9 protein-coding genes are annotated in these 13081 nt (G+C 36.8%); 6 read left to right on the forward strand and 3 right to left on the reverse strand.

Going from position 1 to position 13081, the window contains the following annotated elements; translation table 11 throughout:
* Window positions 1-55: 55 nt before the first annotated feature.
* Both QNH29_RS11405 and QNH29_RS11410 read left to right on the forward strand, forming a co-directional pair.
* On the forward strand, window positions 56-1519 hold the full coding sequence (locus tag QNH29_RS11405) for a tagaturonate reductase (RefSeq protein WP_283864884.1): 1464 nt from the start codon (window positions 56-58) through the stop codon (window positions 1517-1519).
* A gap of 15 nt (window positions 1520-1534) precedes the next feature.
* Window positions 1535-3028: a UxaA family hydrolase gene (locus tag QNH29_RS11410; RefSeq protein WP_283864885.1), complete on the forward strand. Its 1494-nt coding sequence runs from the start codon at window positions 1535-1537 to the stop codon at window positions 3026-3028.
* A 542-nt stretch (window positions 3029-3570) separates the two neighbouring features.
* Here the strand turns inward: QNH29_RS11410 and QNH29_RS11415 are convergent.
* The gene (locus QNH29_RS11415) at window positions 3571-5334 is read right to left on the reverse strand and encodes an ABC transporter ATP-binding protein (RefSeq protein ID WP_283864886.1); all 1764 of its coding nucleotides are present in this window, start codon (window positions 5332-5334) and stop codon (window positions 3571-3573) included.
* A 41-nt stretch (window positions 5335-5375) separates the two neighbouring features.
* Window positions 5376-6059, reverse strand: a complete 684-nt coding sequence (locus tag QNH29_RS11420; RefSeq protein WP_283864887.1) for a rhamnogalacturonan acetylesterase — start codon at window positions 6057-6059, stop codon at window positions 5376-5378.
* Window positions 6060-6366: 307 nt separating this feature from the next.
* Between QNH29_RS11420 and QNH29_RS11425 the strand changes: the two genes are divergently transcribed.
* Window positions 6367-8628, forward strand: coding sequence for a helix-turn-helix transcriptional regulator (locus QNH29_RS11425; protein WP_283864888.1), 2262 nt, complete (start codon window positions 6367-6369; stop codon window positions 8626-8628).
* 45 nt (window positions 8629-8673) lie between these two features.
* Here QNH29_RS11425 and QNH29_RS11430 read toward each other — a convergent pair whose 3' ends face one another.
* Window positions 8674-9558: a carbohydrate ABC transporter permease gene (locus QNH29_RS11430; RefSeq protein ID WP_283864889.1), complete on the reverse strand. Its 885-nt coding sequence runs from the start codon at window positions 9556-9558 to the stop codon at window positions 8674-8676.
* 443 nt (window positions 9559-10001) lie between these two features.
* Between QNH29_RS11430 and QNH29_RS11435 the strand changes: the two genes are divergently transcribed.
* From QNH29_RS11435 to QNH29_RS11445, 3 genes are read left to right on the forward strand one after another with little or no spacing between them, the layout of a single operon-like run.
* Entirely contained in the window at window positions 10002-10859 is an 858-nt protein-coding gene (locus QNH29_RS11435; protein ID WP_283865606.1) for an ABC transporter permease, read from the forward strand.
* Between the two features lie 21 nt (window positions 10860-10880).
* Window positions 10881-11564 carry a YesL family protein gene (locus tag QNH29_RS11440; RefSeq protein ID WP_283864890.1) on the forward strand — a complete coding sequence of 228 codons (684 nt, stop codon included), beginning with the start codon at window positions 10881-10883 and terminating at the stop codon, window positions 11562-11564.
* The gene (locus QNH29_RS11445) at window positions 11509-13038 is read left to right on the forward strand and encodes an extracellular solute-binding protein (protein ID WP_283864891.1); all 1530 of its coding nucleotides are present in this window, start codon (window positions 11509-11511) and stop codon (window positions 13036-13038) included. The genes QNH29_RS11440 and QNH29_RS11445 overlap by 56 nt, the downstream gene beginning before the upstream one ends.
* Window positions 13039-13081: the final 43 nt, after the last annotated feature.

The raw sequence follows: 13081 nt of genomic DNA on the forward strand, positions 1-13081 counted from the left end.
CCTTTCTTTATAGATAAAAATGTTAACGTGTGCATTTTAGGAAGGGGAAGGATTCGTGCAACGACTAAATCAAAAAATACACCAGAAATATACCTCATATCCCGAGAAGGTGCTCCAGTTCGGGGAAGGAAACTTTTTAAGAGGGTTTATTGACTGGCAAATCCAAGTTCTTAATGAGAAGACGAATTTCAATGGAAGTGTAGTTGTTGTTCAGCCCCGGGGCAATAACAAGATTGAAAGGCTGAATAAACAGGATGGACTGTTCACCCTTTATTTACAGGGCATAGAAGAAGGTCAATTAGTAAATCAGCATCAAGTGATCGAGTCAATCAGCAGAGGTATTAATTTATTTACCGATTATCCGGAATATATCAAGCTCGCAGGGACAGAAGATCTCCGATTTATCATTTCAAATACGACAGAAGCGGGAATTGTGTTTGACCCGACAGATCAGTTGGAGGATCGGCCGCAAAAGAGTTTTCCAGGGAAACTGACTGCATTCCTTTATCACCGTTTCAAGGCGTTTGCCGGTGATGAAAATCGAGGGTGCATTATCGTTCCATGTGAACTAATTGAAAGAAACGGGGAAGTGCTGAGGGAAATCGTATTCCAATATGCAAGATCATGGAACCTTGAGGATGAATTTATTGAATGGATAAAGAACGCTAATACCTTTTGTTCATGCCTTGTCGACCGAATTGTACCAGGATTTCCGAGCGATTCCTATAATGAAAAAACCCAACAACTTGGATATAAGGATGAATTAATGGTGGTAGGGGAGCCATATCATCTTTGGGTCATTGAGGGACCAGAATGGATAAAAAATGAGCTGAAAGTGGAAGGGACAGGGCTAAACACACTGATTGTCGATGATTTAACTCCTTACAGAATACGGAAGGTCCGGATATTAAACGGTACACACACAGCTATGACTCCGGTTGCTTATCTTTACGGTTTAAACACGGTGGAAGATAGTATAAATCATGAAGAAGTAGGCATGTTTATTAAAAAAATGATCACAGAGGAAATAATCCCTACTTTAGAGGGTAGTAAAACAGAGCTGGCAAGCTATGCAAATGATGTGATTAGCCGTTTTGCTAATCCGTATATCAAGCATTATTTAATGAGCATTGCCTTAAATTCTATTTCTAAATTTCAGACTAGAAACCTGCCTGCCTTATTGGATTATGTTGAAAACTATAATAGTCTGCCAAAGCGTATAGTATTTTCACTTAGCTGCCTGCTTTATTTTTATCGGGGAATCAGAGGGAATGAGGTAATAGAACTACAAGATAATCCAGAAATTATTCAGTTCTTTAAAACTCAGTGGGAAAAATTTGATCAGCAAGAACAAACAATGGCAGAACTGGTGAATAAGGTCCTGGCGGAGCAAAGGTTATGGGGGATGGATTTGACTTCTATTCAAAATCTAGAAAATACCGTCAGTACCAACCTCCTTACTATCTATCAAAGGGGCGTTAAGGAAGCTCTTAAAGAATTGTTTGAAAAATCCATTTAGTAGGAGGCAGATAAAATGAAAGATTTTCTTCAAATCACCGACAACGATAATATTATTCTAGCACTTAGAAACTTTAAGAAAAATGAAACCATTCATATTAATGGCAAGAATATACAAATAAAAGAAGACATCAGCCGTGGCCATAAAATAGCTATAAAAGATATTTACCTCAATGATAATATTATTAAATATGGTTATCCAATCGGCCATGCACTGGGGATGATTACACCTGGTGAACATGTTCATACCCATAACACCAAAACGAATCTATCAGGAACACAGGAATACGAATATATGTTTAAGGAATCTCCGAATCTATATAAAAATGAAAATCGAACATTCCAGGGATATCGTCGAGAAGATGGTAATGTTGGAATTCGGAATGAATTATGGATTGTGCCTACAGTCGGCTGTGTCAACGGAATTGCCGAGAAGATTATCAAGCGGTTTGAGCGTCATGTTGGCAACATTAGCCCGTTTGACAACGTCCTTGTGTTAAAACATAACTATGGATGTTCACAATTAGGTGATGACCATGAAAACACAAAGCAAATACTGATTAATGCAGTAAAACATCCCAATGCAGGCGGTGTTTTGGTTTTAGGTCTTGGCTGTGAGAATAATGAGCTGCCAGAGTTTAAAAAGGCGTTGGGTGAAGTAAATGAGGAGAGAGTGAAATTTCTGATCTCTCAAAATGTTACCGATGAAATCGAAGAAGGTTTTAAACAGGTCATGGAAATCTATGAAAATGCTAAAAATGACAAAAGAGAACCCATTCCTCTATCTGAATTGAAAATAGGTTTAAAATGCGGTGGATCTGATGGTTTTTCTGGCATTACTGCCAACCCGCTTCTAGGTAAATTCTCAGATTATTTAATTGCACAAGGGGGCACAACCGTCCTCACTGAAGTCCCGGAAATGTTTGGTGCAGAAACGATATTAATGGAACGTGCTGCCGATGAAAAGGTCTTTGATAAGATTGTGGATCTGATTAATGACTTTAAGGAATATTTTTTGCGCCATAAGCAACCTGTTTATGAAAACCCTTCCCCAGGGAACAAATCTGGAGGGATTACGACACTAGAAGACAAATCCCTTGGATGCACACAGAAAGCGGGAACAAGCACCATAGTCGATGTCTTAAAATATGGCGAAACACTTAAAACAAAAGGTTTAAATCTCTTAAGTGCCCCGGGCAATGACCTGATTGCTTCAACGGCGCTTGGTGCGGCCGGCTGTCAGATGGTTTTGTTTACGACAGGTCGGGGAACACCGTTCGGAACCTTTGTGCCAACGATGAAAATTTCAACTAACACCCAAATCTATGAAACAAAGCCACATTGGATTGACTTTAATGCAGGAACATTGTTGGATGATGGGGTAATGCCAGAACAAGTGTTGAATAATTTTGTTGATTATATTGTTCAAGTTGCAAGCGGCGAATTTGTCAATAATGAGAAAAATGACTTTAGAGAGATTTCGATTTTTAAGAGTGGAGTTACGCTTTAATATGACACTAAAAAATCCCTTTTGAGGAGACAGTGATACAGTCGCTCAAAAGGGGTTTTTTTGGGTGTGTCTTGATAGTTCCGATAATTAGTGGCGGCTAGGTTTATCGGCACAATCCCGGCCAGATAGTTCCGATAATTTGGGAAGCCCGGGATTATCGGCACAATCCCGGCCAGATAGTTCCGATAATTTGGGAAGCCCGGGTTTATCGGCACAATCCCGGCCAGATAGTTCCGATAATTTGTGGAGCTGGGTTTATCGGCACAATTCCGGCCAGATAGTTCCGATAATTTGTGGAGCTGGGTTTATCGGCACAATTCCGGCCAGATAGTATCGATAATTTGTGGAGCCTTGGTTTATCGGCACAAACCGTGTCTGATAGTTACGCTAATCTGTGGACCCGTGATTTATCGGCACAAACCTGGTCAGAAAGTTCCGATAATTTGTGGAGCCTCGGTTTATTGGCACAATCCCAAACTGGTAAAAAAAAGATGCCTGGCTTGGTTTCCTTAGCATCAAGTATTATCCTTTTTGCTAGTCTGCTACATTTGTAATTGCTTCAACTCATAAAACTTCCCTTTAGTAACCATTAATTCATCGTAGGTACCGAATTCTACGCAACGTCCGTTTTCGATAACTGCTATTTTATCTGCATTACGAATAGTCGAAAGACGGTGAGCCACGATAAAAGTAGTCCGGCCATGACATAAAGTATCCAAGGCTTCTTGAATCTTTTTCTCAGAATGGCTGTCTAATGCTGAAGTGGCTTCATCTAAAATTATGACCTTTGGATTCCGAATTAATGCTCTCGCGATTGATACCCTTTGCCTCTGACCTCCTGACAGCTTATCCCCATGTTCTCCGATTTTCGTGTTCAATCCATCAGGAAGCTTCTGAATGACATCCCAAAGGTTTGCAGCTACTAAAACCCTTTTTAGTTCTTCTTCTGTAACAGATGGCATGCCATAAGTTATATTTTGAAGAATGGTTCCAGAGAATAAAATGGTTGCTTGAGGGACTACTGCTAAATGATATCGAAAGGATCGTAAATCAATGGAGGACATATCATGACCATCTAAAAGAATTTTTCCATCAGTAGGTTGAATAAACCCAATGAGTAAATTCAAAATGGTTGATTTTCCAGAACCAGATTCGCCGACAAATGCGACAGTTTCTCCTTGTTTAACCTCTAAGTTGATATCTTGGAGAATCGTTTGATCACTATTAGGATACCGGTAACAAACCTGTTGTAAGGAAAAATTTCCATTTACTTGTTTAACTTTTGGTTTGTTTTCATGATTTTCAACTTCACCTGCTGTTAAAATTTCGCCGATCGAATTAACCGATTCCAGGCCCTTCGCGATAGTGGGTATTAAAGTTATTATACTAGATACAGAATTTACTACAGTTGTAAAGTACGTTTGATACATCACCACTTCACCTGGAGTAATAGAACCACGTAATGCCAAAATACCCGTGAAAACTAAACAAATAATTTGAAAAACTTGAAAACTAGCCCAACTGACAGAACCAAATAATGATTGAATGATGTCTAATTGAAACCCTTTTGTTAATATTTGTTGGAATCGGCGATTTAAACGGCGTACCTCTTGATTCTCTAACGCATGCGCACGAGCAATGGGCACTAATTCAATCATTTCAATCACACGGGCAGAGGTTTCTTCCATTTCTTGACGAAATTCAGAGTTTGAGGTTTTGATTTTTTTACGGAAAACCACAATGATAAGAGCAGAAATCGGTACAGTTAAGATAAAAAATAGAAATACAGTAGGACTGTTGTATAACGTAATTGCTAAGGCAACTACTAGATTAACTAGAATATTTAAACTACTGACAAACACTTGTGAGGAGAGTGTTTGGACAGCTTCTACGTCTCGCATTATTTTCGATTGGAGCCTGCCAGACTGCATCTCCTTTTGATAGGGAATCGAAAGTTCTTGCAGTTTTTTTATAAGCGAGGCACGTAAACCTGATTCGACACTACGAATTGCATAGCTATGCAGTTTAGTATGATAATAATTTGTTACGATGTTTTGCAGTACCAATATAAACATAACAATCGCATTAAGATAAATCGTTTGAATGCCACCGCCATCCTGAATCGTAGCTGCATTAATTACATTTGCAATGGCAATGGGCATTACCCAAGCGGGGATATGTTTAATGATAAAAAAAACAGCCGAATAAAATATTCTTAAGTAATTTCCTTTATATAATCCTACTAGTACCTTAAAGGAATTTTTCTGATTTTTATTATAGATTTGCTGTACAAATGACTCTTCCATTGATTCAACTCCCTATAATGGCTGAAAAATATAGTAGTTCACTATTTTAGTAGGTTTCTTAGTGGTAAGTCACTTTGTTGGATTGCTTCAATAATTAATTGAGCCACTTTTTTTGCACCCTCTTCATTGAAGTGGGTGTTGTCGATAATCCCCTCAGGATAGTTTTCGGATTGACCCGGAGGTAAATGCAAGTAGTACTTTTTTGATTCCTCATTGCCAATCTTTCCTATAAATTCGGTGGTAATCCTATGTATGTCTATAACAGGTACATGGTTTTTCTCTGCAAATTGAATCATTGCCTGGGGATATTCTCCAACTGACATGTAATCAATTTTGTCCTCTTCAAACTTTCTTCGAGTGACGGATGTTAAAAGTAGTGGATAGGCATTTTTTCGAAAAGCCACCTGGATAAATTGGCCGAGGTTCTCCTGATAGTCACCATAAGGGAGCGTTCCGCGTTCTGGATCTTCTATTTTTTGATCATTGTGACCAAACTGGATAATTAAGAAATCTCCGGGTTGAATGCTTTTTTCGATTGCAGCTAAATGACCCTCGTTTATGAATGATTTTGTGCTGCGTCCATTAATGGCATGATTTTCAATCCTGACATTCTCTTTAAAGTAAGCTTGAAATGCTTCCCCCCAGCCCGTTTCTGGCCGTTTTTCAGGTAGTTTCATAGCAGCTGTTGAATCTCCTGCAATATAAATCGTGATTTGATTCTCCATTTTTCTCAGCGCTCCCATTTATAAAAATTTCTTAATAATACCTGCTAAATGCATATGTACACGTTAACATTTTTATGTTAAAACAAAAATAGACCCTATTTTCATTCATCAAGGTTATTACAGAGGGGAGATAGTTGAAGTGAATGGGAAAATGTTAACGTTAACATTGTATAATCTAACGGTTTTTGTGTCAATGCATATAAAATACTAGATATAGATGCTCGGTTACATAGTCTTGTAAATATAGAATTTGTAGTTTATCATTACGTAAGCGTTATCAAATTTTTGAAAATTTAATTTTTTATACATGGAAGAAGAAACATTTAATGAAGGAGTGAAATTATTGAGACGAGCAAGAGTGTTTTACAAGCTGTTTATCCCGTTTTTCTTAGTAGGTACAGGGCTTGTCATTGGATTTAGCATATTTATCTATAATTCCACTTATACTTCCGTTGAGGAAAGTTTCTTAAAGGACAAGAAAAATTATACAAAACAAATTCTTAACAATGTTGAACAAAAAGTAAGAACAATCGAGTATGGCTATACTGCTTATAGTGCAACTTCTAAATTCGAAGAAATCTTTAAGAATCCTTTGTCAGGTAAAGATTTTGCTATATACCGAGATATCAAAAAAGAGATGAGTTACATAGAAATGATGGGAATAGAAGGCAGCAATAATAGTTTAGTAAGCTTGGAAGGCAACTGGGGAATTATTAGCGGTTCTTTGAAGTCACTAACAGCGGAGGAGGTTACTGAATACAAAAATACATATATTAACAATATTAACAATAACCTTTTTTGGAAACCGATAAAATCTGGAATCGAAATGGTGATGACTTTACCGATGTATAAAAGGGAAAAATTCGCGTTAGGAATATCGTATATTCCCAGAAGAAGTATTGAACAGATTATTGGTGACCAAAACAATAGAGTAGAAATTTATAATAAAAAAAATCAATTACTTTACTCGAGCATGAAGAAGGATAGTGAAGTGAAAAAAGGAAGCTTTCAAGATTTTAATGCAGTGACTAATAAAAGCGGGCAACCTGCCAATGTTTTAGAAACAGATGATGGAAAGAAATATGTTTATATGCAGTCTGACTATAATCATTGGCTTTATGTAGTGGAAATAGATGAAAATGAGATTGGCAGTATTATTCATAATACGAGAGTAGGACTTTTTATTGTCTCGGCCCTATTGATTGTTTTGGTAGGAATTATTTCATATGTATTGGCGGTTTCATACACACGACCGATAAAGAAAATACAGGAAAAACTGGACATTCAGGGGGTACATAAAAAACAAAATGAACTTTCCTTTTTGTCAGACTCGATCGATAAAATTGTTGGACAAAACGAACTGTTAACCGCCAGCCTGTCTATGCAACAACCTCAATTAGAGACATTATTTGTTTTAAGTTTATTTAGAAAACGAATCTCTGAAAACGATGTGATGAATCGTTTAGAGCAATTTGGCTACCATTTTGATGAGGAAAAGGTGTTTTATACTGGTTTGATTCAAATTGACAGCATGGATCATCAACAAGTTGGAGATAAAAATCTTTTATTATTGGCGATTAATAATATCGTGGGAGAAATTGTACCTAAGGATGAACGGTTAAATCCAATCGTTTTAAATGATGAAATGCAGGCAACAATCTTTATCTTAGATAAAAGTGATCAAGAACCTGAACGGCGAATTATGAAGTTTTATGAGGAAATCCGAGATGAAGTGAAAAAATCGCTGAATATCATTATAAGTGTTGGTATTAGCCCCATCTATGAATCGTTAATTGATAGTAAAAAAGCGGTAGATTTAGCAAAAGAATCGCTTCATTACCGAGTAAATGTTGGACCAGAATCCATTATATTCTATAATGATATTTCTTCGATGTTAAATGATGCGTCCATTTCCAAATTCCCTGTCGAATTACTTAATGAGTTATTAAATGCTGTTCGCTCTGGTCATGAGGAAGACGTCATGAACATGGTCGACCTGCTTGTCGATGAGATTTTTCGTCTAAATAAAAATCCTATTAGCTTGGGAGTTACCTTAATAAGAGTAATAAATGAGCTGGTACAATTAGGACAACTATTAGGTGCTGAATCAAAAATCTTCGAAAATATAAAGAAACTATATCAAGCAGCCATAAATGCCTATTATCCAGAAAAAATTAAGGAAATGTTAATTAACGATTTAATTAAACCCGTCATTATAAGTACACACGATAAGACAGAAAGAGGGTTTAAATCCTTATCTGAAAAAATCGTATATATCGTACAAACCGAATACGACCAGGAAATTTCCCTGGATATTATTGCAGATCGGTTGCATTACAACCCTAACTATTTAAGCAATGTATTTAAAAAGGAGTATGGGGAGAACTTTGTAGACTATCTAATGAATTACCGTCTCCAAATGGCACAAACCTTGTTAAAGGATACCGATTTGGCGGTGAAAGATATCGCTGAACGCTTGCAATATCGGAATTCCCAAAACTTTATCCGTTTCTTCAAAAAGAAGTTGGGAATGACCCCAGGAGATTATCGTAAAGAATATATGCATTAGGAAAGCTTCTGCAGCAGCAGAAGCCTTTTTTGATGAGTATCTATTTTATCCTTTTACAGATCCTACTAACGCACCTTTAACGAAGTATTTTTGCACAAATGGATAAGCAATTAACATTGGAACAGTAGCAATTACAATTACAGCCATTTTAATCGTTTGAGCAGGCGGTACGACATCTACTGAGGATCCTTCGGCTTGCATACCACTAGAGACAATGACAATTTGTCGTAATAGTACTTGTATCGGCCACTTAGTAGAATCATTAATGTATAGAATGGCCGTCATATACGTATTCCAATAGGTGACTGCATAGAACAAAGAAATGGTAGCGATGGATGGTAATGCCAGCGGCAGCATGATTTTAACAAAGACACCAAAATCTGTGCAGCCGTCCATTTTAGCCGATTCTTCTAAACTATCAGGTAAGGCTTGGAAGAAGTTTCTCATAATAATTAAGTTGAACGCATTAATGGCAACAGGCAAGATTAATGACCAATAAGAATCAATTAAACCGACGGATTTTACAACTAAGAAGGTTGGAATCATACCGCCGCTGAACAGCATGGAGAAAACAACAATAAAATTAATTGAATTTCTCCCCACTAGATATCTTCTGGATAAGCCGTACGCCATTAAAGCAGTTAGAACCATACTAACCAAAGTACCGATACCCGTTACTCCAATCGAAACAGCTAATGATTTAAAGAGGGTAGGGGTTGATAAAATATAGCGATAGGCATCCAAAGAAAAAGTACGTGGAAATAAGATAAACTTTCTTGCTACCACTTCCTGGGTAGAGGCAAATGAACTTGCGATCACATTGACAAATGGAAGAAAACAGATAAGTGCAATCAAAATTAGAATGGTTCCATTAATAATCGGAAAAACTAGACCTCCTTTTTTTCTTTTATTCTTTTGCGTTTTCTTCATGTAAATCCTCCTCGCTTGAGTATAATAAGCCTTTATCTTTTAGTAAGATAATCCAACCTTATCATTCGATCTAAATTACGTATATAATCAATATCCCACTATTGATTCAATAGAATAGAGAGCGCTTTCACCAAGAAAAAGATGCTCTGAAAAGAGATAATCATATCCCGTTGAAAACTATCATTATGGTGGATACAATGCTTAAAAACCTTGATACCAAAGGGGATTATAAGCGTAATCATAAAATGATTATGTACGTAATTTTTCCATTTCAGTATGCTTAAAACAAGCAAGGAAAACAAATAGAAAAGAGGAGGAATGAAATGGAAGGTGCTGTAAACCAAAATAATCAACCATTGCCCATTTTGACAGCGAGAGAGCTAAAGATTAAAAAAAGACAAAAAATCATTGCCGGATTAAAAACGAATAAGTTCTTATATTTTATGATCTTTCCTGGGTTACTTTATTTCATTATATTTAAGTACTTACCGATGGCTGGTCTCATTATTGCGTTTCAAGACTATCAGCCATTCTTAGGGATCTTAGGAAGTCCATGGGTTGGTCTCAAACATTTTATTCGTTTATTTACGGAACCTACTTTCTTCATGTTATTAAAGAATACGTTAATTTTGTTTGCTTTAAATCTCGTAATCTTTTTTCCAATGCCAATTATCGTAGCTCTCATGCTGAATGAAGTGAAGAATAGATACTTTAAAGCTGGAATTCAAACCATTATCTATATACCTCACTTTATGTCTTGGGTAATTATTGTTTCCATCTCTTTTATCTTTTTAAATGTGGATGGCGGTATTATTAATGAATTCTTAGCTTCTATAGGAATGGAGAAAATCAGCTTCTTAACTTCACCGGATTGGACCAGGACCATTTACATCACACAAATCATTTGGAAAGAATTAGGGTGGTCAACAATCATTTATCTAGCTGCTATTACAGCAGTGGATACACAATTATATGAAGCAGCTGAAATGGATGGTGCTGGCCGTATTCGAAAAACTTGGCATGTAACCTTACCTGCTATTCGTCCAGTCATTATTACTCTATTAATCTTGAAGATTGGAAGCACCTTGGATTTAGGTTTTGAACATATGTACCTTTTACTGAACTCCTTAAACCGCAGTGTTGCAGAAATTTTTGATACTTATATCTATACAGCAGGTTTAAAAAATGGACAGTTGAGTTTCAGTACTGCTGTAGGTTTATTTAAAGGGCTTGTTGGATTGGTATTGGTCATCCTTGCGAATAAACTAGCAAAGAAATTTGGAGAAGATGGCGTGTATTAAAGAGGAGAAGGAGGGGATATCATGCTGAAATCAGTGGAAAGGTTAAACCATGTATTAACGATCATCCTTAACTTGGTATACGTAAATTTTTTATGGATACTCTTTACCATTTTGGGAGTAGGTATCTTCGGTATTGGCCCCTCCACTTATGCATTGGTTAGTATTTGCAGGCAATGGATTCGTGGCCAAAGCCTGCCCGTTTTCAAGACCTACTGGAAGTATTACAAAGAGAGTTTTATAGAATCTGTCATCATTAGTTGGCTTTATCTAATAGGCGGGATTGTTTTAATCGTTGATTTAATGCATGTATCTAATTGGTACATTAGAGTTGCATTATTTTTGATAAGTTTTGTCTATTTATTATCACTCATTTATATCTTTCCGATTATGGCTCATTATAATTGGAAGGGAATTCTCATTAAAATCAAGATGTCCCTATTATTTGGTTTTTCCTGCCTGCAGTACTCACTCGTTTTATTTTTAGTAACGAGTGTAATTTATTGGGCAGCAGCCAACTTTTTTCCAGGGGTTTTAACCTTTTTAGGTATTAGTTTCTTATTCTATTTGATTACTTGGACAGTTAATCAAGTGTTTACAAGAATGGAAACGATGGATGCCGAAGAGCTAGAAGATAAATATATTCACCAAAATGCAAAGGAGAATTGGGATGAAAAAACAAAAAGTATCAAAGTTAGCCAGTGTTAGTTTAGCAGGTGCGCTTTTATTAGCGGGGTGCAACAGTACAGCCTCTAACGAAAAGGAATCAACAAAGGAAGTTGACAAAAACAGTACTGCCGAAATTACTTGGCTAAATATTTTGCATACAGCTTCACCGCCGACAGATACAGTATTAGACCAAATCGAGAAAAAAACAAATACAGAAATTAAATTCTCTTGGATCCCGGATGCCTCAAAAGAGGAACGTCTAAATACAGCATTAGCTTCAGATTCATTAGCAGATATTGTTACTTTAACCATTTTGGAGAATTCTTCTGTTCGTAATGCCTTGAAATCAGGGATGTTCTGGAATGTCGAAGATTATCTAGATGAGTTCCCTAACTTAAAAGCGATTACAAAAGACATACGTGTCTCAGCCTCAATTGAAGGTAAACTATACGGCATTCCGTTTCAAAAAGATTTAGCGCGAAATGGTGTCGTTATTCGGAAAGATTGGTTAGATAAAGTAGGTTTGGCTGTTCCAAAAACAACAGAAGAATTAATGGAAGTAGCGAAAGCGTTTACAGAAAAAGATCCGGATGGCAATGGAAAAAATGATACGACGGGATTTATGGATCGTAGTGATTTAATCTACGGTGCTTTCAAAACTTTAGGTTCATACCACGGGACACCAAATAATTGGCAGGTGGATAAAAAGGGCAACTTTACAGCTGAGTTTGAAACAGATGGCTATATTCAAACAATGGACTACATGAAAGAGTTATATCAAAACGGCTGGATCAACAAGGACTTTGCTGTAACAGCCAAAACAGATCAACAGCAAAACTTTGCTCAAGGCAAGGCTGGTATTTATGTAGGGGCCTTATTCGATGCTAAAAATCTCCAAACAATGGCAGCAGGTATCCAAGACAATATGGAACTTGCTTTAGTCAATGATATGACATCTGAATCATATACTGAACGAGCCATTTGGTCTGCAGGTAATGGTATTGGCGGACTACTCGCATTCCCTCGTTCAGAAGTAAAGGATGAAGCAGAATTAAAACGTCTTCTGCAATTTGTAAATGATTTAATCGATCCTGAAACCTATACGTTAATGACCTACGGTATTGAAGGAACCCATTATAAACTCAATGATGATGGTGCATATGAAATTATTAACCAAGATTTATGGCAGCAAGAAGTTCAGCCGTTTGCAGCTTCACGTCCAAAAGAAAGCGGTTATGGTCTAAAGGATCCTAACCCAATTAAAGCACTAGCAGATGAAATGATTGCTGAAAACGCAGAATATGCTGTCTTTAACCCTGCCGTTCCTTTAGAGTCGCCAACATTCACTACACAAGGTTCGGAGTTACAAAAGATTATTACGGACGCTACTTATCAATACATTTTAGGTGAAATCTCTCTCGATGATTTTAAGAAAGCGGTTAAAAACTGGAATGATCAAGGCGGAAAAACAATAAAAGAGGAATACAAAGCGGCGTATAACGAGGCAAAATAATCACCAGTGGAGGTCTTTTTATTGAACTTTGTTCAATAGGAAT

Source organism: Neobacillus sp. DY30 (genome assembly GCF_030123065.1).
Classification (GTDB): domain Bacteria; phylum Bacillota; class Bacilli; order Bacillales; family Cytobacillaceae; genus Neobacillus.